Below are 22,660 nucleotides of genomic sequence, written 5' to 3'. Positions count from 1 at the left end.
CGGGTCCGTACGGGTCCGTACGGTGGTGAGGGGCGCCCGGTGTCCGGCCGGGCGCCCTTCGCCGTGCCGGGGGAGCGGGGCACGGCCCCGCGGGAGCGTTCACAGCCGCAGGGGCAGTCCGAAGGCCGGGAAGAGGTGCGGCTCGAAGGACGTGATCTCCACGATCCGGTCGCCCTCGACCCGCAGCACGTCCAGGACCTGGGCGCGGTACACGTTCGTTCCCGGCCGGCGGAGGTAACCCCCCGTCGCGGGCTGCCCGTTGGCACGGGCGGGCAGGTGCCGCCGGTGGCCCGGGAAGGCGGCGGAGGCCGGGGCCGGGCTCGGCCGCAGGAAGGCCAGGACGGCGTCCCGGCCCCGGCACCAGTACGGGTTCGGCGGCGTCGTCAGCAGCACGTCGTCCGCGAGCAGCCCGCCCCACGCCGCCGGGTCGAGCGCCTCCCCGGCGGCCATGTACCGGCTGAGCAGGGCGGCTTCGCGCTCGGCCGGCTCCCGCGTACGCCTGTCCGGCAGCAGGTCGCGCAGGGCGGGCCGGGCCCGTTGCAGCGCGCCGTCGACCGAGACCGGTGCCAGGTCGAGCGTCTCGGCGGTCTCCCCGAGGCTCAGCCCGAGCACGTCCCGCAGGACCAGCGCGGCCCGCTGCCGGGGCGGAAGGTGCTACAGGGCCACCACGATGGGCAGCTCCAGGGACCCGTACGCGCCCACCGCGTCCCCGTCCCCGGCGGTCTCCGGCAGCTCGTCGTCCGGGAAGGGCTGCAGCCAGGTGACCCGCGCGGGCGGTTCGCCTCCCCGGCGGTCGGTGCCGGGCAGCGGCTCGTGGTCGTGGGGGCGGCGCGCGGTGCGGCGCAGCAGGTCCAGGCAGGCGGTGGTGGCGATCTGGTACAGCCAGGTCCGCACGCCCGTCCCGGCCCGGAAGGTGTCGCGGGCCCGCCAGGCCCGCAGGAAGGCCTCCCGGACGAGGTCCTCGGCGTCGTCGTAGGAGCCGGTCATGCGGTAGCAGTGGACCAGGAGCCACGGCGGTGCGTCTCGGCGACCGCGGCGAAACCGGCCGCGGGCAGGGCGAGTCCGTACGGGCCGTCGTCCGGCTCGCCGCAGCCCCCGTCGTCCGCCGCCGCGGCCCGCGCCGTCCAGGCCACCCGCCGCAGCCGGTCCACGGCGGCCGTCAGCCGCGCCACCCCCGCGTACAGCGCGTCCGGCTCGCCCGGTTTCAGCTCCGCCGCTCCCCGCCCGATCTCGTCGACGAGCCCCTCGACGGTCACCGCGCCACCGGGACGGGCGGGCGGCGGTTCCCCGCGGCCGGGGCGGGACTCTGCGGCGGACGAGGCCACGAAACCTCCAGAAAGTTGAGATCGTGACGACCGTACGCCGGATCACGGCCTCCGCAGCCCTGGAAGGTGAGATGTGCGCGATGTCCCGTACCACGACGGCAGCGCGACGTCCGGAACCCGCCGGTGGGACGTCCCGCGGCGCGTGAACCTGGAAGGCATGACGACCACGACCCGGACCTTCACGGCCCGCCCCCTCACCCCCGGCGCGCTGGCGGAACTCCGCGCCGTCGACGACGCCGGACGCCCCACGGCCGCGTTCACCGACGACGAGGGCGGCGCCCCGCTGCGCTGCTGCCTGCGCCACAGCACGCCGGGGGAGCGGATCGCCCTCGTCTCCTACGCGCCCCTGCGCCGCCGGGCCGCCGAGACGGGCACCGACCCCGGGGCGTACGACGAACAGGGCCCCGTCTTCGTCCACGCCGACCCGTGCCCGGGCCCGGACCGGGACGGCGGGGCCCTGCCCTTCACGAACGCGCACCGCACGGTCCGCCGCTACTCCGCCGAGGGCCGCATCCTCGGCGGCCGACTCGTCGCGGACCCCTCGCCGGAGGCGTTCGAGCGGGCCCTGCGGGAAGCGTTCGACGACCCGGCCGTGGCGCTCGTCCACGTCCGGGCCGTCGAGTACGGCTGCTACCTCTACGAGGTGACCCGAGAGGTCACCGGGGGCTGACTAGCCCTTCAGCTCCTCCGCCACCAGCTCCGCGATCTGCACCGCGTTCAGGGCCGCGCCCTTGCGCAGGTTGTCGTTGGAGACGAACAGGGCGAGGCCGTTGTCCACGGTCTCGTCCCGGCGGATGCGGCCCACGTACGACGGGTCCTTGCCGGCCGCCTGGAGCGGGGTCGGGATGTCGGTGAGGACGACGCCCTCGGCGTCCGCGAGCAGCTCGGTGGCGCGCTCGGCGCTGATCGGGCGCGCGAAACGGGCGTTGACCTGGAGGGAGTGGCCGGAGAACACCGGGACGCGCACGCAGGTGCCGGAGACCTTCAGCTCGGGGATCTCCAGGATCTTGCGGGACTCGTTGCGGAGCTTCTGCTCCTCGTCCGTCTCGTTCAGGCCGTCGTCCACGATCGAGCCGGCCAGCGGGACGACGTTGAAGGCGATGGGCCGCCGGTAGACCTGCGGCTGCGGGAAGTCGACGGCCTCGCCGTCGTGGGTGAGCCGGTCGGCGTCGGCGACGACCTTCTGCGCCTGGCCGTGCAGCTCCGCGACGCCCGCGACACCGGAGCCGGACACCGCCTGGTAGGTGGCGACGACCAGCGCCTCCAGGCCCGCCTCGGCGTGCAGCGGCTTGAGGACCGGCATCGCGGCCATCGTGGTGCAGTTCGGGTTGGCGATGATGCCCTTGGGGCGGTTCGCGATCGCGTGCGGGTTCACCTCGGAGACGACCAGCGGCACGTCGGGGTCGCGGCGCCAGGCCGAGGAGTTGTCGATCACGACCGCGCCCTGCGAGGCGACCTTCTCGGCCAGCGCCTTCGAGGTCGCGCCACCGGCGGAGAACAGCACGATGTCGAGGCCGGAGTAGTCGGCGGTCGCCGCGTCCTCGACCGTCACACCGTCCAGCTCGGTCCCCGCGGAACGGGCCGAGGCGAACAGCCGCAGCTCCGTGACCGGGAAGTCACGCTCCTTGAGGATCCTGCGCATGACCGTGCCGACCTGACCGGTGGCTCCGACGATTCCGACCCTCACGGCGACTCCCTCTGTCTGTGCTTCTGCGTGCATGGTGCCTGGCCGAGGCTTTTCCATGATGCGGCCGACACGGCCCCGCCTGTCCAATCCTTTGACCCCCATGCCCGAGGACTGGGACGCCCCGCACCCCCGAACGGCTCCGGAACTCCCGTCCGCACCCCCGCTGAGCTGGAGGAATTCCCTCCGTCCGGGTTTCCCGCCGCAAGCTGTGCTGCCGCGCGCGGCGGTGTGACGTACGCCTCCGAACGATTTCCCGGCGCCGCGCCGAACGTTTCCGCGCGCGACGGCGTCGTAGAGGTGACACGGGGAGGGGAGGGGTGTCCGTGCTGCGCAGAACGGCCCGCCGCGGACCGGGGGAGGACACCGGGCACGGTGACCCGCTGGACGCGGCGCAGGAACGCCGGGTGCGGGCGGTGCTCGCGCTGGGCGGGGTACCGCAGGCGGACCTGCCGGACGGGGTGCAGCAGGTCCGCCTGCGGCTGCTGGAGCGGGCCGCCAAGGGGTACGACGCCCCGCGGGACGTCTCGGCGTGGGCGGCCGTCGTCGCCTCCAACCTCGCCATGGACTGGCACCGGGCCAAGCGCCGCCAGGAGCGCCTCGGGGAGCGGCTGGCGTCCCTGGGCCCGCACGAGCACCCCTCCGGCGAGGACACCAGCGTGCTCTCCCTCGCCGTCGCGCAGGGCCTGGACGACCTGCCCGACGCCCAGCGCCAGGTGGTCGTCCTGCGCTTCTACGCCGACCTGCCGGTGCGCTCGATAGCCGAGGAGCTGGGCGTCCCCGAGGGCACGGTCAAGAGCCGCCTGCACACGGCCGTCCGGGCCCTGCGCGCCCGCCTGCACGAGGACGAGGTGGTGTGACATGACCGCCGGACACGAACCCGACACCCACGACGACGGCCGCGAGGACCCCTGCGCCCGGTACGGCGACGGCCCCCGCGGCGGCCCGGACGGCACGGACCCGCTGATGGCGGCCATCCTGGACGTGCCGCTGTCCGGGGACGCGCGGACCGATCCCGCCCTCGTGGCCGGACACCGCGCCGCGGCGGCCGACGTGGCGCTCCTGCGCGAGCAGCTCGGCGTCCTCGCCGAGGCCCTCACCCGCCCGTCGGCGGCGGAGCCCGCGCTCCGGCCGGCCCCCGTCCCGCTCCGGCCGGCCCGCAGGCGCCTCCCCCCGGCCCTGAGGACGGTCGGGCTGGCGGCGGCCGGTGCGCTGGTCGCCGGGAGCGGATGGCTGCTCGTCCAGGTGAACGGGGGAGCCGACGACATCACCTCGTCCGGCGCCGGCGAGAAGGCCGCCGCGTCCGGCGCCCACGGTCCCCTCGACGACCCCGGCTACCTCGCCTGCGCCCGGCTGGTGGTCGAGGGCGACGTGACGGACGTCGTCCCGGTGCGCGGCACCTCCCGCGAGCGGGTCACCCTGCGCGTGACCCGCTCCTACAAGCCCGGGGCCGTGGCCCGGGAGGAGGTCGACTTCGTGGTGGAGCGGGACGTGGACCCGCCGGCCGCCGAGGGCGATCACGTCCTGGCCGGCCTCCCGCAGGGGTCCGCGTCCCCCGACGTGTGGATCGTCGGCGAGGCCGACATCGCCGACGGCCGCTCGGCGCTGGCCCGCGCGCTGCCCGAGGCGGGCGGCGCGGCCTGCGAATGAGCGAGGGGCGGGCGCCCGACCGGACGCCCGCCCCCCTTCGCTCAGCGGCTCAGTCGCTCATCGCGCTGCCGAGCCCCTGAGGTACCGCCTTACTGCGTGACCTTCTCGATGACCACGCTGCCGAGGCCCGCGACGGTGCCGCGCGCGTTCACCAGCTGGACCTGGCCGAAGAAGGACCGGCCCGCCGGCGCGGGGGCCGCGGCGGTGACGGTCGCGGAGACCGTCGCCGAGGCGCCCGTGGCCAGCTTCACCGGCGTCGACTCGTCGACGCCGACCGTGCCGAGCGCGGACGAGTAGAACACGTCCAGGTAGTCGTAAGCGGTGGTGCCGGCCGGCACCGAGTAGCCCGCGACCTCGACGGTGTACGTCCCGGCGGCGGGCGACGGGATGGACACGGCCTCCTCGGAGTCGCCGTCGGCGGACTTGCCGACCTCCGTGCCCTCAGCGTCGTACACGGTCAGGTCGAGGTCGGCGGAGGCGTCGGAGACACCGCCGATGGAGACGTCCAGGGACTTGGCGCCCGCGGGCACCTCGACCGTGGTCGTCTGGTTCTCGTGGTCCGCGATGGTCGGACGGGCCGCCTTGGACGAGCCGAGCGGGCCCCCCTTCAGCTTGCCGTCGATGGCGGCGAAGTCGTTCGTCACCTTCCAGGAGACGGCGGCCGGGGTGCCGACCTTCGCCTCGGGCACGGTCACGGTCGCCGGGTCGAAGGCCGCGCCGTACACGGTGACGTCCAGCTTGTACGGGTTGTCGAGCAGCGGCGACGTGCGGCGCGACTCGACCTCGATCTCCCAGACGCCGGGCTGCGGGTCGGCGTAGGAACGCGCGTCCGGCTTGCAGCCGTTGCCGTCGAGGTAGTTGTTGTAGCAGTAGACGGTGGCGCTGTCCTCGACGGCGACACCGTAGGGGTGGATCGAGATGAACCGGGTCTGGCTCTTGTCCTTCAGCCCGCTCATCGCGACCTCCAGCGACGTCGCACCCTCGGGCACGGTCAGGAAGTAGTGCTGCGAGCTGTTGCGCTGCACGGTGTTCTGCGCGGAGAACGTGTGCGCCACCGGCGTCGAGACGACGACCGTGTTCAGGACCTGCTTGTCGATGCCCTCGGTCCGCGGGTCGTCGACCTCGAGGATCGCGCTCTTGATGCCGGCGGACTTCGGAGCGGCCTGGACCTTGACGGTCACCGGCTGGTTCAGCGGCAGCTTCACCTCGTCCGAACCGAGGATCTTGAAGGTGCCGGCCGCGTTGTTCTCGAGGTGCAGCTCGTGGCGGATCGCCTTGTCGGCGCCGGTCGTACGGGTGATGGTGACGTCGTACGTCTTCTTCTGACCGGCCTTCAGACCGCCCTCGCGGTCGTAGATGCCGGTGCCGAAGCCGGGCGTCTTCAGGGCGAAGTCGATCGCGGTGTCGACCGGGGCCTTGACCGCGTACTCGTGGGCGGTGGCGCCGTCCTTGATGGAGTCCCAGGCGTCCACGATGTTGATGGCGCCCGCGCCCTCCTCGTAGGCCTGGAGGCCCTTGATGTGGTCGGCGGTCGAGGTCAGCGCCGTGCGCAGGGTGGCGGGCGTCAGCTCGATGCCCTTCTGCTTCGCGGCGCTCAGCAGCAGCGCGGAGGCGCCGGCGGCCTGCGGGGAGGCCATCGAGGTGCCCTGGAGCATCGCGTAGCCGGCCGGCAGCGTGTATCCGGACTCGGCGACCGGGGCGCCCGGCAGCCAGGTCTGGATGGTGTTGATGGCGGCGCCCGGCGCGACGAGGGTCGGCGTGAAGCCGCCGTCCTCACGCGGGCCGCGCGAGGAGAACGGCAGCAGCGCGTACTTCTTCGTCACCTGCGAGCCGTAGTTGGCGGCCCAGGTCTCCTTGGAGATGGCCGCGCCGACCGAGACGACCTTGTCGGCCAGGCCGGGGTCGCCGATCGTGTTGGCGCCGGGGCCCTCGTTGCCCGCCGAGATGACGAGCTGGACGCCGTAGGTGTCGATGAGGCGCGTGTACAGCTCGGCGCGCGCGTTGTTGCCGTCGTTCAGCGCCGGGAGGCCGCCGATGGACATGTTGACGATGTCGACGCCGCGGTTCACGACCAGGTCGATCATGCCCTCGGTGAGCGCGACGTTGGTGCAGCCGCCGGTCCAGGAGCAGGCACGGGAGGAGACGACCTTGGCGCCGGGGGCGGCGCCGTTCATCTTCCCGCCGAACAGGCCGTTGGCCGCGGTGATGCCCGCGACGTGGGTGCCGTGCTCGGACTCGATGACGCCGACGTTGACGAAGTCGGCCTTCTTGCCGACCCAGTCGCCGCCGTACGGGTCGGTGGGTACGTCCTTGCGGATCTCGACGACGAACGGCTGCCGCTCGACGACGTCGGTGGCCGGGTTGTCGGTACCGAAGTAGCCGACCTGGTAGCCGTCCTTGTACGGCTTCATCGGCGCGTCGTCGGTGAAGTCGAAGTTGTTGTTCAGGTCGACGCGGACGGTGCCGGCGGCCGGGTCGTAGAGCAGGCCCCAGACGTCGGTGGTGTCGCCGTCCCGGTTGGCGTCGCCCTTGGCGTCGCCGCCGGCGGTGACCGACTCGCGGAACAGGTTGACCTGGTAGCTGCCCTCGGGCGCCTTCCAGGACGCGCCGCCGTAGGTGAAGGCCGGGCCGCTGACGGGGGTGGTCATCCGGCGCCAGGTGCCGTCGCTGTCGACGATCGGGTCGGTCGCGGTGACCCAGTCGACGATCTTGCGCTCACCGGTGGTGGTCTTCTGGAGCGCGGGGTGCCCGAGGTCCACGCCGGAGTCCAGCACGCCGATGGTGACGCCGCGGCCGTCCGCCTTCGGGTGGTCGTCCACGAAGTCGACGGCGCCCGTCTCGAAGGACGGGTTGTACGGGTTCTCGGCCGGGGTCTTCCTGCCGGGCGCGGGATACGTCTTCGCGCTCGCGGTGGCGCCCGCACCCTTCGCGGTGTCGGCGCTCGGCGTCGGGTCGTCGAGGGCGATCTCCTGCCGCAGGTCGATCGCGTGCACCGAGGACAACTTGGCCGCGGCGGCGATGGCCGCGTCCGCCTTGGCGGTCGGGACGGTGGCGCGGACGTAGCCGAGCTTGTCGTAGGACCGGCCGACGGAACCGCCCTTGACCGCGTCCAGCTCGTCGGCGACCTGCTCGGTCTTCCCGGGCGAGGTGGCGACCATCAGGGTGACGTTCTTGTCACCGGCGGCCTTGGCGTCGGCGAGGACGTCGGCGTCGTCGGATCCCAGCTTGTCGGCGGCGGACTTCACGCCCGGGTCGGCGGCCGGGGTCTGGTCGGCGGAGAAGGCCAGCGGTATGGGCCCGGCCGCGGACAGCGCGGCCACCAGACCGGCGGCCACGGCTATCCGGACCGCGCGTCTCGCGCCCGGTATCGGTTCGCGCTGGGGGGTGTGGGTCATCGGCATCCCTTGGAGGTAAAGGAACGAGCGTCACGCGACCGGGCCGTTCCTGCCTGATCGCGGTCGCCGGAATGTGATCCCGGACGATCGCACAGCCTTGTCCAAGGGACAGATGTTTGGGGAGAGTTGACCGAATCGATATGGATGTATGGGGAAAACCCTCTACGAGTCACCTGTGCAAGGGCTTTCGGCCGTCCGGATGCCGACGGCCGGGCGACGGCCGGGGGTCGCGGGCGCGTCGACGGGGTGTTGCGGGGTGTCCGCGTGGTGTTGCGCGGGCGTCGGCAAGGTGCCGGTGGGGCGTCGGCAAGGCGCCGTGCGGGCGCCGGTCGGGCAGGGTGCGGGCGCCGCCGGGGTGCCGGTCAGGCGTCCTTCGTGCGGGCGTAGTGGCGGGACGCCTTCGCGCGGTTGCCGCAGGCCGCCATCGAACACCAGCGGCGGGTGCCGTTGCGCGAGGTGTCGAAGAAATGCAGGACGCACGCCTCGTGCGCGCAGCGGCGGATCCGGTCGGGCGCGGTGGCGAGCAGCTCCAGGTAGTTGCGGGCGGCCAGCCAGGCAGGCCCCCAGGTCCCGTCCGCGAACTCGGCCCGTTCGCCGGGTCCTTCGGCGGCGAGGGTGGGCCGGATGCGTCCGTGCTCCAGCACGGCGTCCACCGCGTCCGCCGGCCCGCGGTCCGCCGTCGTCCCGGCCGCCGCCCCGCCCCCGGCCGCCCCGTCCACGGCCGCCCTCAGCGCGTCGCGCGCCCGCAGGACGTGTCGCAGGGTCGCCTCGTCCGCGGCGAACCGCCCGTCCAGCCCGTTCGCGGCGAGCCACACCGCCAGCCCGTCCGTGCCGGTCAACAGGTCCTGGAGGGAGCCGTCCCGCATCCAGCGCGTGTTGAGCAGGTCGAGCGCGAGGGGTTCGCCGGTGAGGGGGCGCGGGTCGGGGGTGGTGGGCATCGAAGGGCTCCTTCCGTACTAACCAGCAAAGGGTACGTGACTGGTTGACGTACCCTTGTCTAACCTTTAACATCATGAACAGAGGTTAGAACTGCTGACCTTCCTCCGTCGAAGGGGACACCCGTCATGACCCTGCGCACCGGCCACGTCGGCCTGAACGTCACCGACCTCGACCGCTCCCTCGCCTTCTACCGGGAGGTCATGGGCTTCGCCCTCATGGGCGAGGGCAAGGAGGAGGGCCGGCGGTACGCCTTCCTCGGGGACGGTGACCGGCTCGTCCTCACCCTCTGGCAGCAGGCGCAGGGGCCGTACGACGGAGCCCGCGCCGGTCTGCACCACCTCGCCTTCGAGGCCGACTCCGTCGAGCGGGTCCGGGAGTACGAGGCGGCGCTGCGGGCCCACGGCGCCGACTTCGCCCACGAGGGCGTCGTCGCCCACCACGAGGGTGCGGCCTCCGGTGGCGTCTTCTTCCACGACCCCGACGGCACCCGCCTGGAGATCTCGGTGTCCGACGGGGTGGAAGGGGCCCCGGCGCCCGGCGGCGCGTCCGCTCCGACCTGCGGCTTCTTCTAGGTCATGGGGCAGGCCGTGGATCTCTACCACGCCGGCTCGCGCACCCTCCAGGACCGGCTCGGGGTGCGCGACCTCGCCGACCACGTCGGCCGGTCCGTCGGCGAGGGCATCCGGTCCGTCGCCGCCGCCTTCCTGGAGCTCCAGCCACAGCTGGTGCTGGGCGCCGCCGATCCCGTGGGCGGCGAGGTGTGGGCCTCGGTGATCACGGATACCCCCGGCTTCGTCCGAGCCACCGGGCCCCGGCGGATCTCCGTCGCGGGAGGGCCACCCCCGACCGACCCTCTCGCGACGGCCCTCGCCACTCCGGGCACCCCCGTCGGCACGATCGCCCTCGACCCGCGCACCCGCCGCCGTATGCGCCTCAACGGCCGGCTGCTGGCCGCCCCCGGCGGTTTCGCCGTCGAGGCCGACCAGGTCTTCGCCAACTGCCCCAAGTACCTCCAGCGGCGGGAGACGTACGGGACGGTGTCCGGCCGTCTTCCCGGTCCGCCCCGGCACGGCACCGGACTGACCCCGGAACAGGCCGGGTTCGTCGCCGCGTCCGACACCTTCTTCCTCGCCAGCGTGCGCGAGGGCGGCGCCGACGCCAGCCACCGCGGCGGCAACCCCGGCTTCGTCCGGGTCGTCTCACCGGGCGAACTGGCCTGGCGCGACTACCCCGGCAACGCGATGTTCCTCAGCCTCGGCAACCTCGCGGCCGACCCGCGCGCCGGACTGCTGTTCCTCGACTGGACGACGGGCCGCACCCTCCAGCTCACCGGCGAGGCCCGCACCGAGTTCGGCTCCGACGGCGAGCGCACGGTCCGTTTCACCGTGGCGCGGGCCGTCGACACCCCCGCCGCGCTGCCCCTGCGCTGGTCCGCACCCGAATACTCACCTGCCAACCCGGACCGGGACCGCTAACGTCCAGGTGTGCGCGAGAAGTTGAGGGTGGCGGCCTACGCCGTGTGCGTCCGGGACGGACAACTGCTGCTGGCCCGCTCGCCGGCGCCCGACGGTACCCCGGAGTGGGTGCTGCCCGGCGGCGGCATGGAGCACGGCGAGGACCCGCACGACACCGTCATGAGGGAGCTGGCGGAGGAGACCGGCTACCGCATCGAGGTGACCGGTCTGCTCGGCGTGGACTCCTCCCGCCACACCGTGCCCCGCAGGAACCTGCGCGGCCCCGTCGACCACCACGGGGTGCGCATCGTCTACGAGGGCCGGGTGACCGGCGGCGAACTCCGCAACGAGATCGGCGGCTCGACCGACCTGGCGGCCTGGCACGACCTGACGGCCGTACCGGAGCTGACCCGGATACGGCTGGTCGACGTGGCGCTGAGGCTGTGGCGCGAGCGGCCCGCGAACGGACGGGTGCCGACCTGAGGAGGGGGCCGCCGGGTCGTACCCGGCGGCCCCTCCTCTCCCCTTCTGGTACCGCCCCGGTCCGTCACTACCGGGGCAGCACCACGACGTACGCCGCCGGATCGCGGTCCCCCGACGCCATCAGGGCCGTCCGCACCACCGCCGCCTGCTGCTCCGTCCCGTCCCGGAGCTTCCTCGGCGTGATGTACACGACCGTGATGCCCAGCCGCTCCAGGTGCTCCCGCTTGCGGACGTACTCCGACCACAGGGCGTCCTCGTCCTGGCGCGGTGCCCGCGTGTCCAGCTCCACCGCCACCGCCTGCTGCGGCCAGTAGGCGTCCAGGCCCCCCAGGTGCGGGCCGCCCGGCAGCCGCAGGTCCACGTTCCACACCGGGTCCGGCAGGCCGAAGTCCCGCACCATCGCGTAGAGGCGGTCCTCGGCGATCGCCCGTCCCTCGGCCAGCAGCGAGTCCACCGCGTCCACCACGTGCGGACGGCCCAGCAGCTTGGCCTGTTCCAACTCCGCCACGATCGCGGCCGGTTCGCAGTGGCCGGTGCGCACCGCCTCCGACAGCAGCCGCCGTACCGCCCCCGTGTCCGTCAGCTGCGACACCGCGTCCGCCAGGGCGCGCGGCACCGGCGCCACCGGCACCCCGGTGACCTCCTCCGGCGCCGGCAGGGCCGCGGCGCGCAGGACGTGCGCGCAGCCCGTCGAACGCAGCCGGCGCAGCCGGGGCACCAGGACGTCGATGCGGTCCAGGGAGAGCAGCGCGGGCGCGGAGGCGAAGCCGTGCAGGGTGAGCGCGGCCAGCCCTGTGATCATCGCCTCGCGGTACACGGGCCGGTGCGGCTGCCCCGGCTCCGGCTGGGCCGGCACTCCGGGCGCCGTCACCTCGCGGGCCGCGTACAGCAGCACCGCGTGCAGCCGCTCCTCGCTGGTCGGCGGCCCCTGGTGGAGCAGGTAGACGCCCGGCAGGAACTGCTGCCAGGGACCGCCGGACCGGCACTGTTCGTTCATCTCGCCCGGTGACACACCGAGCGAGCGGAGCTGGGCCGTGGACAGTACGCGCCGCTGCGCGCCGGGGAGGTGACGCGCGGGGCGGGCGGCGGCCGGGGTGAGGGGGGTGTTGTGGTTCATGACCCCGAGATTCCCGTTTCCGATCCCTCCGGTAACCGTTGTTACAAGCCCGTCGACAAACTCGGACAAGCTCGTCCTAAAGGACGGGTGTTCGGATGCCGAGTAGGGGCCGGAAACCCCTGGTCCGTTCAGTGGGGGCCAGGGGTTACGGTTCCGATCGACTGAATTCCGTAACGGTCACCGTCGGCCGGAGTTCAGGCCAAAGGCCAGGCGGATGCCGGGCCCGGCCGGGCGCTGCCGGCCGGCGGTGCTTCTCGGCCGGCAGCGGCTGTCGGCCGGCCGCCGCTGCCGGTGGGATCTGCCGCTGCCGGTCGGACCGGTGCGGTCAGAAGGCGCCGGATCCGCCCGCCGCGTCGCACGCCTGCCCGCGCAGCCCCCGCGCCAGGTCGTCGCGCGCCTCCAGCACCAGCCGGCGCAGGGCCGGCGGCGCCGCCTCGTGCGCCGCGAGCCACGCGTCCGTCGCCGCCAGCGTCCGCGGAGAGTCCAGCAGGGCCGGGAACAGGCCCTTGACCACGTGCATCGCGATCTGGATGGACCGCTGCTCCCAGATCCGCCCGATCACCGCGAAGTACTTCTCCGCGTACGGGGCGAGCAGATCGCGCTGCGAGGGCTGCTGGAAGCCCGCGATGGTCGCCTCGACCAGCGCGTTGGACAGCGCGTCCGACTCGACGAGCTGCACCCAGGCCTGCGCTTTGACCTCCGCGGACGGCCGGGCGGCCAGGCAGCGCACCTGGTGCCGCTTGCCCGACGCGGTGTCGTCGCGGGCCAGCTCCGCCGCCAGCACGCCCTCGTCGGCACGGCCGTGCGCGGCCAGCGGCTCCAGGAAGGCCCAGCGCAGTTCCTGGTCCACCTCGAGACCGTCGACCTTCGCCGCCCCCTCCAGCAGTTGCTGGAGCAGGTCGAGGTCGGCCGGCCCGGACGCCACCGACGCGAGGAACCGCGCCCACGCCAGCTGGTGTTCGCTGCCCGGCTCCGCCGACCGCAGCTCCGCCAGCGCGCCCTCGGCGAGCAGCCGCTCGCCGGCCTGCCGCCAGTCGGGCGCCGCGTAGTGCGCCAGCGCCGAGTCCGCCCAGGCGTGCAGCATCTGGAGCACGCCGATGTCGGTCTCGCGTCCGGCGAACCGCAGCACCAGGTCCACGAAGTCCCGCGCGGGCAGCAGCGCGTCCCGCGTCATGTTCCACAGCGCCGACCAGCACAGCGCGCGGGCCAGCGGGTCGGTCAGGTCGCCCAGGGACTCCCGCAGCGCCGCCAGCGAGGTCTCGTCGAACCGGATCTTGCAGTACGTCAGGTCCTCGTCGTTGACCAGGACCAGCTCCGGCGCCTGTGCGCCCGCAAGCTCCGACACGACCGTCCGCGGCCCCTCGACGTCGGCCTCGGCGCGCGCGTAGCGCACGAGACGCCCGTCGACCCGCCGGTACAGGCCGATCGCCACCCGGTGCGGCCGCAGCTCCGGGTGCGACTCCGCCGCCTCCTGGAGCACCGCCAGCTCGTCGATCCGGCCCTCGGCGTTCAGCAGCACCTGCGGGGTCAGCGAGTTGACCCCGGCCGTCTGCAGCCAGGACCGCGCCCATCCGGCCATGTCCCGGCCGCTGGTCTCGCCGAGCACCGACAGCAGGTCGCCGAGGCGGGTGTTGCCGTAGGCGTGCCGCTTGAAGTAGCGGCGGGCGCCCTCCAGGAACGCGTCCTGTCCGACGTACGCCACCAGCTGCTTGAGCACCGAGGCGCCCTTGGCGTAGGTGATGCCGTCGAAGTTGAGCTTGGCGTCCTGGAGGTCGCGGATGTCCGCGGTGACCGGGTGGGTGGAGGGCAGCTGGTCGGCCCGGTACGCCCACGCCTTGCGGCGGTTGGCGAAGGTGATCCAGCCGTCGGTGAAGCGGGTCGCGCCGACCAGCGAGAAGGAGCCCATGAAGTCCGCGAACGACTCCTTCAGCCACAGCTCGTCCCACCACTCCATGGTGACCAGGTCGCCGAACCACATGTGCGCCATCTCGTGCAGGATGACGTTGGCCCGCGCCTCGTACGACGCCTGCGTCACCTTGCCCCGGAAGATGTACTCCTCCCGGAAGGTCACCAGCCCGGGGTTCTCCATCGCGCCCAGGTTGTACTCGGGGACGAACGCCTGGTCGTACTTCCCGAAGGGGTACGGGTAGTCGAAGTGGTCGTGGAAGAAGTCCAGGCCCTGCTTGGTGACCAGGAACACGTCGTCGGCGTCGAAGTAGGGCGCGAGCCCCTTGCGGCACAGGGCGCCGAGCGGGATCTCCAGCGTCGTGCCGTCGCCCAGCTCGCGCGTGTAGGAGTCCGTCACGTAGTGGTACGGGCCCGCCACCACGCACGTGATGTACGTCGAGATCGGCTTGGTCTCCGCGAACCGCCACACGCCGTCGGTGCGCTCGCCGGCGCCGTTGCCCCACACCACCCACTCCTCGGGCGCCCGCACCTCGAAGCGGAACGGCGCCTTGAGGTCGGGCTGCTCGAAGTTCGCGAAGACGCGGCGCGCGTCGGCCGGCTCGTACTGCGTGTAGAGGTAGACCTCGCCGTCCTCGGGGTCGACGAAGCGGTGCAGGCCCTCGCCGGTGCGCGAGTAGGCGCACCGGGCGTCGACGACCAGTTCGTTCTCGGCGGCGAGGTCGTCCAGCTGGATCCGGGCGCCGTCGAAGACCTCGCCGGGGTCGAGGTCGCGGCCGTTGAGGGAGACGGCCGTCACGCTCGGCGCGATCAGGTCCGCGAAACTGGACGCGCCGGGTTCGTTGCAGCGGAAGCGGATGGTGGTGACCGAGCGGAAGGTGCGCGGCTCGCTGCTCCCGTCACCGGCCGTCCGGCCGCCCCCGTCGCCGGCCGCGTCGCCGATCGCCGACCGTACGTCGAGGGACACGTCGTACCCGTCGACGGACAGCAGGGCGGCCCGCTCCCGGGCCTCGTCACGGGACAGGTTCTCACCGGGCACGGGCGGTACTCCCTCGATGCGTCTGCGCGATGGCTGTGGACAGCACCGATCCTGCCATGCGCCCCTGACGGCCGTCAGCGGGGAATGACCGGCGCGTGCCGTGGCGTTCACCGGGGAAACGCTTCCTCCCGAGGAGAGACATGTCGCAGAAGACCCCCGTCGACTTCTGGTTCGACCCGCTGTGCCCCTGGGCCTGGATGACCTCCCGCTGGGTGCTGGAAGTGGAGAAGGTCCGTGACATAGAGGTCCGCTGGCACGTGATGAGCCTGGCCGTGCTCAACGAGGACAAGCTCGACGAGCTGCCCGAGGAGTACCGGGACATGCTCGCCACCAAGGCCTGGAAGCCCGTCCGGGTGGTGACCGCCGCCTGGCAGAAGCACGGCGCCGAGGTGCTCGGCCCGCTCTACACCGCGCTCGGCACCCGCTTCCACAACAACGGCGAGGGCCCGACCCTGGAGGCCATCGCCGGCGCCCTCGAGGACGCCGGACTGCCCGCCGACCTCATCGAGTACGCCGAGCAGGAGAACTTCGAGTTCGACGCCGAGCTGCGCGCCTCCCACAAGGAGGGCATCGACAAGGTCGGCCAGGACGTCGGCACCCCCGTCATCGCCGTGCCCGGCGCCGACGGCGAGCAGATCGCCTTCTTCGGCCCCGTCGTCACCCCGGCCCCGAAGGGCGAGGAGGCCGCGCGGCTGTGGGACGGCACCCTGGCGGTCGCCTCCGTGCCCGGCTTCTACGAGATCAAGCGGTCCCGCACCAAGGGCCCCGACTTCAGCAACCTGTAGAGCCGGCCGCTCGGAGGAGAGACCCCCGCGAGTCGCGTCCTCGCGGGGGTCTCCCTCTTTCCGCCCGCCGCCGTGAAGGGTGAGAAGACGATCACGAGGCGGGACGTGTGTGCGGCGCCTACGGCGCGAGCAGCAGCACGTCGGCGCGGGACTTCGCGGCCAGGTAACGGCGCTGGACGTCCTGCCAGTCGACGACCTGCCACATGGCCTCGACGAAGTCGGCCTTCTGGTTGCGGTACTGGAGGTAGAAGGCGTGCTCCCAGGCGTCGAAGACGAGGAGGGGCACGGAACCCTGGCCGACGTTGCCCTGGTGGTCGTAGACCTGCTCGACGATCAGACGGCCGCTGAGCGGCTCGAGGGCGAGGACGCCCCAGCCGGAGCCCTGGGTGGTCGCGGAAGCCCTGGACAACTGGGCCTTGAAGCCGGCGAAGGAGCCGAAGGACTCGGCGATCGCGTCCGCCAGCTCGCCCACCCCGTCCACCGCGAGGGGCTCGCCGCCGCCCTCGCCGGTCATGTTCTGCCAGTAGATCGAGTGCAGGATGTGCCCGGAGAGGTGGAACGCCAGGTTCTTCTCCAGCCCGTTGACCGAGCCCCACAACTCCTTGTCGCGCGCCTCCGCGAGCTGCTCCAGCGTGTCGTTGGCGCCCTTCACGTAGGCCGCGTGGTGCTTGTCGTGGTGCAGCTCGACGATCTCGGGGCTGATCACGGGGGCGAGCGCGGAGTAGTCGTACGGCAGGTCGGGCAACGTGTAGACGGGCATGGCGGGTTCCCCTCCGAACCTTATTGCAAAGAGGTTGCAAGTGCAGGCTAGCAATAAGAAGGCGGCCGTGGGCATCGAAAAGGCCCCCGTCGGTCGCCCGGACGGGGGCCTTCCTGGTGCCGCGCCTGTTCAGACCCCGGCGCGCGCCCGTTGCCGGGCGTATCCGGTCAGCGCCAGCACCGCCGTCATCGCGCCCGTCGAGTACAGCTGCACCCGGGTGCCGGGCTCCCGCGCCATCAGGACGAAGATCGTCGCCATGCCGGCCAGCGCGACCCACGTCAGCACCGGGAACGCCCACATCCGCACCACCGGCCGCCGCGCGCCCTCGCGCTCCAGCCGTCGGCGCAGCCGCAGCTGCGACACCGCGACGAAGACCCACACCACGAGGACGACCGCCCCGATCATGTTCAGCAGCCAGGGGAAGACGTCGTCGGGCCGCCAGTAGCTCAGCAGCACACAGCCGAATCCGAACACGCACGACACCAGCACGGCCGTGCGCGGGACCCCGCTCGACACCCGGCCCAGCGCCTTCGGGCCCTGCCCCCGCTCCACCAGCGAGTGGGCGATCCGCGAGGCGCCGTAGACGTTGGCGTTCATCGCGCTCAGCAGGGCCGCCAGCACGACGACGTTCATGAGCTGACCGGCGCCCGGGATGCCCAGCCGGCCGAGGGCGGCGACGTAGGGGCCCTGCTCCACGACCGCCTCCGCGTCCCAGGGGACGAGGGTGACGACGACCGCCATCGAGCCGACGTAGAACAGCGCGATGCGCCACATCGCCGTGCGGACCGCGCTCGCCACACCCCCGACCGGGTCCTCCGACTCGGCCGCCGCGATGGTGACGGTCTCCAGACCGCCGTACGCGAAGACCGAGGCGAGCAGGCCGACGACCAGGCCCTCGCCGCCGTTGGGCAGGAAGTCCTTCAGGTGCGAGGCGCCGGGGGAGTGCGTGCCCGGCAGGACGCCGGCGATCGCCAGCACGCCCAGCACCAGGAACAGGCTGATCGCGCCGACCTTCAGCGCCGCGAACCAGAACTCGAACTCGCCGAAGTGGCGCACGGCGGCCAGGTTCGCCCCGCAGAACACCGTCATGAACAGCGCCACCCACGCCCACTCGGGCGTGCCCGGCAACCAGCCGGTGACGATCTTCGCCGCACCGATGCCCTCCAGTCCGACGGCCGTGCACAGCAGGACCCAGAAGGACCAGCCCGCAGTGAAGCCCGCCCAGGGGCCGATGGCCCGCTCGGCGTGCGCCGAGAAGGAGCCGGACGAGGGGTACGCGGCCGACATCTCGCCCAGCATCCGCATCACCAGCATGACGAGGAGTCCGGAGAGGGCGTAGGCGAGCACGATCGACGGACCGGCGGCGGCGATGCCCGCGCCGGATCCGACGAAGAGGCCCGCGCCGATGACACCGCCGAGGGCGATCATCGACAGATGGCGCTGCTTGAGGCCGTGCGAGAGGGAGACGTCGTCCGACTCCGGGGGAGTCGTGACCGTGGTGCTGGGCATGGGCGCGGCTCGTCCAATGCGTGAGAGGGCAAAAACGCCCACATTCTGGGCAGGGCGTCCGCTCGGACGGACGGTCCGCCCATCATCCGGACACCTCCGGCACGCGCCGTGCCTACGTCGCTACGTGCGTGCCGTGCGCGGCGCCGTCCTCCACGGCCCGGTCGGGGAGTCCGGCGCCCGACGCCGGGAAAGCCGTCGGCCGCCGCCCGTTCGACGGTCGCGTTTGGCGAGAACCTACAGAGGTCCGCCATCCGCCCCGCGTTGCCGCCGCCACGGCACCTCAGTGACCAGGGTCACGCCGTACCGCGTGTAACCGGCCGCCTTTGTCCGGAGCCCACCAAGACGCCGCTCGCCCGTTTGTCGACGGCTGACGGTGATCGGTCCGAGTCCGCTGGGATAGCGTCACGGTGTCCCCGACCGCACCTATCTCCGCGGAGATTCCATGAGCACCGCCGCCGCCACCCCCGTCAGCCCCGGACGGGTCCTCGCCGACCTCATCCCGGCCTCCCGCGTCCGGGACGTCGCGCTCGTGCTCGGCGGCGCCGCGCTCACCGGCCTCGCTGCCCAGATCGCGGTCCCCGTGCCCGGCTCCCCGGTGCCGGTGACCGGCCAGACGTTCGCCGCCCTGCTGGTCGGCACCACCCTCGGCGCCCGGCGCGGCTTCCTCTCCCTCGCCCTCTACGCCCTGGTCGGCGTCGCGGGCGTCCCGTGGTTCGCGGAGGGCGGGTCCGGCGCCGCCGCGGTCTCCTTCGGATACGTCCTCGGCATGATCCTCGCCTCGACGGTGGTCGGCGCCCTGGCCCGCCGCGGCGCCGACCGCTCGGTCCTGCGCATGGCGGGTGCGATGCTGGTGGGCGAGGCGGTCGTCTACGCCGTCGGCGTGCCCTACCTCGCCTACGCCGCCGACATCTCCGCCTCCGCCGCGATCGCGGCCGGCCTCACCCCCTTCCTGATCGGCGACGCCCTCAAGGCCGTCCTGGCGATGGGGCTGCTGCCCACCGCCTGGAAGCTCGTCAAGCGCTAGGTGCGCTGTCCCGGCACGGGGAATCCGTCGAAGAGGCCCGCCCGGCCGCACCGCGAGGTGACCGGGCGGGCCTCTTCCGTGTCCGGGCGGTACGGCCCCACCCCTGCCGGGACCGAAGGCCGGCGGCCGGCGGCGGTGGGGATACGGAAAAGGGGCCCGTGGGTACGGGCCCCTTCACCGATGCGGACCGCGGCCCGCGCCCCGAGGGGCGACCGGCCGGCCGGGACTACACCTCGGCCCGCGCCTCGTCCCGCGCCTTCAGCCGCTGCTTGAGGAAGGCGACGGCGACGACGATCGCGGCGACGAGCAGGGACAGCTGCACGGTCTCCCGGCCGTCGTGCTCGGTGTCGGTCAGCATGTAGCCGAGGACGAACACGATGAGCGCGGCCGTGGCCCAGGTCAGGTAGGGGTACAGCCACATCCGGACGACCAGCTTCTCCGGCGCCTCGGCCTGGATGATCTTCCGCATCCGCAGCTGCGAGAAGCAGATCACCAGCCACACGAACAGGGCGACCGCGCCGCTGGAGTTGACGAGGAAGAGGAAGACGGAGTCCGGGAACTTGTAGTTGAAGAAGACGGCGACGAACCCGAACACCACGGAGGCGATGATCGCGGCCATCGGCACACCGCGCGAGGTGGTCCGCGCGAACGCCTTCGGCGCGTCCCCGCGCTCACCGAGCGAGAAGGCCATGCGGGAGGCCGTGTAGAGCCCGGAGTTCAGGCAGGACAGCACCGAGGTCAGCACGATGAAGTTCATGATCTGACCGGCGTGCGCGATGCCGAGCGAGTCGAGGGCGGCGACGTAGGAGCCCTTCTCCTTGATGGAGGGGTCGTTCCACGGCAGCAGGGTGACCACGACGAAGATCGACCCGAGGTAGAAGACGGCGATACGCCAGATGATGCTGTTGGTGGACTTCGTGACCGCCTGCTGCGGGTTCTCCGACTCACCGGCGGCCAGCGTCGCGATCTCGCTGCCCATGAAGGAGAAGACGACGAGCAGGACGCCGGTGAGGATGGCGCCGGGCCCGTTGGGCAGGAAGCCGCCGTGGTCGACGAGGTTGCCGACGCCCGCCTTGTCGCTGTCGACGCCGGGCAGCACGCCGAACACGGCGAGCCCGCCGACGACGATGAAGGCGCCGATGGCGACGACCTTGATGCCGGCGAACCAGAACTCGAACTCGCCGTAGGAGCCGACGGAGACGAGGTTGGTGGCGGTCAGCACCATCATCACGATGAGCGCCCACCCCCACTGCGGGACGGCGGGGATCCACGACTCGAGGATCGCCGCACCGGCGGTGGCCTCGACGGCCAGCACGACGACCCAGAAGAACCAGTACAGCCAGCCGATGGAGAACCCCGCCCAGGGGCCGAGCGCGCGGTCGGCGTGCGCGGAGAAGGAACCCGAGGTCGGGTTGGCCGCGGACATCTCACCCAGCATCCGCATCACCAGCACCACGAGCGTGCCGACGAGCGCGTAGGACAGGAGGATGCCGGGCCCGGCGGTGGCGATGCCGGAGCTTGATCCGACGAACAGTCCGGCTCCGATGACCCCGCCGATGGCGATCATCGAGAGGTGACGGTTCTTGAGGCCCGCCTGGAGACCGGAGCGGGGTTCTCCGGGGTCTCCTGGGCCGTTTCCGGTCTTCGTCAGGGTCGGCTGCGAAGTCATGGGACGGATTTCCTTTGCGCCGCGTGAGGGGAACTCCCGTACGAGCGGTGTACGGGCCGTACGAGGGCGTACGAGCCGGTCCAGTGAATCCGAGGTGAATGAATTCGGGAACCTTTGATTCCGGATTGTTACTTGAGGTTTCCCTGAGCTTCTATTGCGTTGCTCACACTTTTCCGGCATGACACCCGGCGCTGCCACCCGGCGGCGCCCGTGTCACACTCGTGCCATGCGCGTGTATCTCGGCTCGGACCATGCCGGCTTCGAACTCAAGAACCACCTCGTCGAATGGCTGAAGGAGGCGGGTCACGACCCGGTCGACTGCGGCCCGCACATCTACGACGCCCAGGACGACTACCCGCCCTTCTGCCTGCGCGCGGCCGAGCGGACCGCCGCCGACCCCGACGCCCTCGGCATCGTCATCGGCGGCTCCGGGAACGGCGAGCAGATCGCCGCGAACAAGGTGAAGGGCGTCCGAGCCGCCCTCGCGTGGAGCGAGGAGACGGCCTCCCTCGGCCGCCAGCACAACAACGCCAACGTCGTCGCGGTGGGCGCCCGCATGCACACCCGGGACGAGGCGACGAAGTTCGTCGAGACCTTCCTGGCCACCCCCTTCTCGGGCGACGAACGCCACATCCGCCGCATCGACATGCTGGCGGCCTACGAGACGACCTCGGAACTCCCCCCGATCCCGTCCCACCACCCGCAGGCCTGAGCGCACGACGGCCGGCTCCGACGGGGTGATCCGTTGCCGGAGCCCGCGCCGTGACCTCTGCGGGGTCCGGCCCGGAGCCCCGGGCCGAGTCGGAGACCCGGGCCGAGTCGGACCTCCCGTCGGACCGGGTCGGGCGGGAGGGCGACGAGGAACGACCGAGAGGACCCCGCCGTGCCGGAAGGGCACACCATCCACCGCCTGGCCCAGGACTACGCCCGTTTCGCCGCGAGCGCGCCGCGGGTGACCAGCCCGCAGGGCAAGTTCTCCGACGCCGCCGCCCTGCTCACCGGCACGGAACTCACCCGCACCGAGGCCCACGGCAAGCACCTCTTCCTGGGCTTCGCCGGGGACCACTGGGTCCACATCCACCTGGGCCTCTTCGGCAAGGTCACCTTCGGCGACCCGGACACTCCCGCGCCCCCGCCCACGGACACCGTCCGTCTCCGCCTCGTCGGCCCCGCCGGTCATGTGGACCTGCGCGGCCCGACGACCTGCGCCCTGATCACGGACGCGGAGAAGCGGGCGATACACGACCGCCTGGGCCCGGACCCCCTGCGTGCGGACGCCGACCCGGAGCGGGCGTACCGCCGTGTCTCCCGCAGCCGTACGACGATCGCCGCCCTCCTCATGGACCAGAAGGTCATCGCGGGCGTCGGCAACGTCTACCGCGCCGAGGTCCTCTTCCGCCACGGCATCGACCCCTACCGCGCCGGCAGCGACATCACCCCCGCCGAGTGGACGGCGATGTGGTCGGACCTGGTCGCCCTGATGCGCGAGGGCGTGCGCAACAACCGCATCGACACGGTCCGCCCGGAGCACACCCCGGAGGCGATGGGCCGCCCGCCCCGCGTCGACGACCACGGCGGCGAGGTGTACGTCTACCGCCGCACCCACCAGCCGTGTCACCTCTGCGGAGACACCGTCCGCACCGCATCCCTCGCGGCCCGCAACCTCTTCTGGTGCCCTACCTGCCAGAAGCCCTGACCGGGCACCCCGCACCCCGCCGAGGCCCCACCGACGCCCCCGCCCGCGTCTCCCGCACCGGCCCGGCCCGCGCCGACGAGCCGGCGGGGACGCCGTCGAGATACGCCGCCGCCAACTCCCGTACGGTACGGACAAGGAGAGATCCGCCGGACCCGTCGTACGGGAGCAGCCGGTCCCTCGTGTCCCCGGCCGGCCGTCAACGCCCGGCGTTCCAGGGGCAGAAGGC

General features: G+C 72.6%; 21 protein-coding genes. 10 read left to right on the top strand and 11 right to left on the bottom strand.

What is annotated here, in order from left to right:
- Window positions 1–99 precede the first annotated feature (99 nt).
- From AB0N31_RS08210 to AB0N31_RS08200, 3 genes are read right to left on the bottom strand one after another with little or no spacing between them, the layout of a single operon-like run.
- Complete coding sequence (locus AB0N31_RS08210; protein WP_366057566.1) at window positions 100–612, bottom strand: nuclear transport factor 2 family protein; 513 nt, start codon at window positions 610–612, stop codon at window positions 100–102.
- Window positions 613–654: 42 nt separating this feature from the next.
- On the bottom strand, window positions 655–987 hold the full coding sequence (locus AB0N31_RS08205) for a sigma factor (RefSeq protein ID WP_366057565.1): 333 nt from the start codon (window positions 985–987) through the stop codon (window positions 655–657).
- Window positions 984–1,325 (bottom strand): hypothetical protein, encoded by a 342-nt coding sequence (locus tag AB0N31_RS08200; RefSeq protein ID WP_366057564.1) that lies wholly within the window; start codon window positions 1,323–1,325, stop codon window positions 984–986. The genes AB0N31_RS08205 and AB0N31_RS08200 overlap by 4 nt, the downstream gene beginning before the upstream one ends.
- A 157-nt stretch (window positions 1,326–1,482) precedes the next feature.
- Here AB0N31_RS08200 and AB0N31_RS08195 point away from each other — a divergent pair, with 157 nt between their 5' ends.
- Complete coding sequence (locus AB0N31_RS08195) at window positions 1,483–1,995, top strand: DUF1203 domain-containing protein (protein ID WP_366057563.1); 513 nt, start codon at window positions 1,483–1,485, stop codon at window positions 1,993–1,995.
- Here the strand turns inward: AB0N31_RS08195 and AB0N31_RS08190 are convergent, their stop codons facing one another.
- Window positions 1,996–3,012 carry an aspartate-semialdehyde dehydrogenase gene (locus AB0N31_RS08190; RefSeq protein WP_366057562.1) on the bottom strand — a complete coding sequence of 339 codons (1,017 nt, stop codon included), beginning with the start codon at window positions 3,010–3,012 and terminating at the stop codon, window positions 1,996–1,998. It abuts the gene before it with no gap.
- 317 nt (window positions 3,013–3,329) lie between these two features.
- On the opposite strand from AB0N31_RS08190, the gene AB0N31_RS08185 reads away from it, so the two are divergent.
- Both AB0N31_RS08185 and AB0N31_RS08180 read left to right on the top strand, forming a co-directional pair.
- On the top strand, window positions 3,330–3,869 hold the full coding sequence (locus AB0N31_RS08185; RefSeq protein ID WP_366057561.1) for a sigma-70 family RNA polymerase sigma factor: 540 nt from the start codon (window positions 3,330–3,332) through the stop codon (window positions 3,867–3,869).
- Between the two features lies 1 nt (window position 3,870).
- On the top strand, window positions 3,871–4,659 hold the full coding sequence (locus AB0N31_RS08180) for a hypothetical protein (RefSeq protein WP_366057560.1): 789 nt from the start codon (window positions 3,871–3,873) through the stop codon (window positions 4,657–4,659).
- A gap of 89 nt (window positions 4,660–4,748) precedes the next feature.
- Here AB0N31_RS08180 and AB0N31_RS08175 read toward each other — a convergent pair whose 3' ends face one another.
- Together AB0N31_RS08175 and AB0N31_RS08170 are read right to left on the bottom strand one after the other, a co-directional pair.
- The gene (locus AB0N31_RS08175; RefSeq protein WP_366057559.1) at window positions 4,749–8,054 is read right to left on the bottom strand and encodes a S8 family serine peptidase; all 3,306 of its coding nucleotides are present in this window, start codon (window positions 8,052–8,054) and stop codon (window positions 4,749–4,751) included.
- Between the two features lie 362 nt (window positions 8,055–8,416).
- Entirely contained in the window at window positions 8,417–8,992 is a 576-nt protein-coding gene (locus AB0N31_RS08170; RefSeq protein WP_366057558.1) for a CGNR zinc finger domain-containing protein, read from the bottom strand.
- 126 nt (window positions 8,993–9,118) lie between these two features.
- On the opposite strand from AB0N31_RS08170, the gene AB0N31_RS08165 reads away from it, so the two are divergent.
- From AB0N31_RS08165 to AB0N31_RS08155, 3 genes are read left to right on the top strand one after another with little or no spacing between them, the layout of a single operon-like run.
- Window positions 9,119–9,565: a VOC family protein gene (locus AB0N31_RS08165; protein ID WP_366057557.1), complete on the top strand. Its 447-nt coding sequence runs from the start codon at window positions 9,119–9,121 to the stop codon at window positions 9,563–9,565.
- A 3-nt stretch (window positions 9,566–9,568) separates the two neighbouring features.
- Window positions 9,569–10,468: a pyridoxamine 5'-phosphate oxidase family protein gene (locus AB0N31_RS08160; RefSeq protein ID WP_366057556.1), complete on the top strand. Its 900-nt coding sequence runs from the start codon at window positions 9,569–9,571 to the stop codon at window positions 10,466–10,468.
- 9 nt (window positions 10,469–10,477) lie between these two features.
- The gene (locus tag AB0N31_RS08155; protein WP_366057555.1) at window positions 10,478–10,930 is read left to right on the top strand and encodes an NUDIX hydrolase; all 453 of its coding nucleotides are present in this window, start codon (window positions 10,478–10,480) and stop codon (window positions 10,928–10,930) included.
- Window positions 10,931–10,997: 67 nt separating this feature from the next.
- Here AB0N31_RS08155 and AB0N31_RS08150 read toward each other — a convergent pair whose 3' ends face one another.
- Window positions 10,998–12,047 carry a hypothetical protein gene (locus tag AB0N31_RS08150; RefSeq protein WP_366057554.1) on the bottom strand — a complete coding sequence of 350 codons (1,050 nt, stop codon included), beginning with the start codon at window positions 12,045–12,047 and terminating at the stop codon, window positions 10,998–11,000.
- Window positions 12,048–12,372: 325 nt separating this feature from the next.
- On the bottom strand, window positions 12,373–14,991 hold the full coding sequence (gene pepN / locus AB0N31_RS08145; RefSeq protein WP_366057552.1) for an aminopeptidase N: 2,619 nt from the start codon (window positions 14,989–14,991) through the stop codon (window positions 12,373–12,375).
- A 140-nt stretch (window positions 14,992–15,131) separates the two neighbouring features.
- Here pepN and AB0N31_RS08140 point away from each other — a divergent pair, with 140 nt between their 5' ends.
- A complete protein-coding gene (locus tag AB0N31_RS08140; RefSeq protein ID WP_366057551.1) occupies window positions 15,132–15,776 on the top strand; it encodes a DsbA family protein in 645 nt (214 codons plus the stop codon).
- Between the two features lie 118 nt (window positions 15,777–15,894).
- Here AB0N31_RS08140 and AB0N31_RS08135 read toward each other — a convergent pair whose 3' ends face one another.
- Together AB0N31_RS08135 and AB0N31_RS08130 are read right to left on the bottom strand one after the other, a co-directional pair.
- The gene (locus tag AB0N31_RS08135; protein ID WP_366057550.1) at window positions 15,895–16,536 is read right to left on the bottom strand and encodes a superoxide dismutase; all 642 of its coding nucleotides are present in this window, start codon (window positions 16,534–16,536) and stop codon (window positions 15,895–15,897) included.
- 129 nt (window positions 16,537–16,665) lie between these two features.
- On the bottom strand, window positions 16,666–18,045 hold the full coding sequence (locus AB0N31_RS08130) for an amino acid permease (RefSeq protein WP_366057549.1): 1,380 nt from the start codon (window positions 18,043–18,045) through the stop codon (window positions 16,666–16,668).
- 442 nt (window positions 18,046–18,487) lie between these two features.
- Here AB0N31_RS08130 and AB0N31_RS08125 point away from each other — a divergent pair, with 442 nt between their 5' ends.
- A complete protein-coding gene (locus AB0N31_RS08125; protein ID WP_366057548.1) occupies window positions 18,488–19,069 on the top strand; it encodes a biotin transporter BioY in 582 nt (193 codons plus the stop codon).
- A gap of 226 nt (window positions 19,070–19,295) precedes the next feature.
- On the opposite strand, the gene AB0N31_RS08120 is transcribed toward AB0N31_RS08125, so the two are convergent.
- Window positions 19,296–20,738: an amino acid permease gene (locus AB0N31_RS08120; protein WP_366057547.1), complete on the bottom strand. Its 1,443-nt coding sequence runs from the start codon at window positions 20,736–20,738 to the stop codon at window positions 19,296–19,298.
- Between the two features lie 226 nt (window positions 20,739–20,964).
- Here AB0N31_RS08120 and AB0N31_RS08115 point away from each other — a divergent pair, with 226 nt between their 5' ends.
- Together AB0N31_RS08115 and AB0N31_RS08110 are read left to right on the top strand one after the other, a co-directional pair.
- Window positions 20,965–21,450 carry a ribose-5-phosphate isomerase gene (locus AB0N31_RS08115; RefSeq protein WP_366057546.1) on the top strand — a complete coding sequence of 162 codons (486 nt, stop codon included), beginning with the start codon at window positions 20,965–20,967 and terminating at the stop codon, window positions 21,448–21,450.
- A gap of 171 nt (window positions 21,451–21,621) precedes the next feature.
- Entirely contained in the window at window positions 21,622–22,434 is an 813-nt protein-coding gene (locus tag AB0N31_RS08110; protein ID WP_366057545.1) for a DNA-formamidopyrimidine glycosylase family protein, read from the top strand.
- Window positions 22,435–22,660: the final 226 nt, after the last annotated feature.

The sequence above is a fragment of the Streptomyces sp. NPDC051051 genome, from assembly GCF_040682975.1.
Classification (GTDB): domain Bacteria; phylum Actinomycetota; class Actinomycetes; order Streptomycetales; family Streptomycetaceae; genus Streptomyces.
The sequence above is the reverse complement of the archived record's forward strand: the minus strand, read 5'-3'. Positions and strand labels throughout refer to the sequence as shown.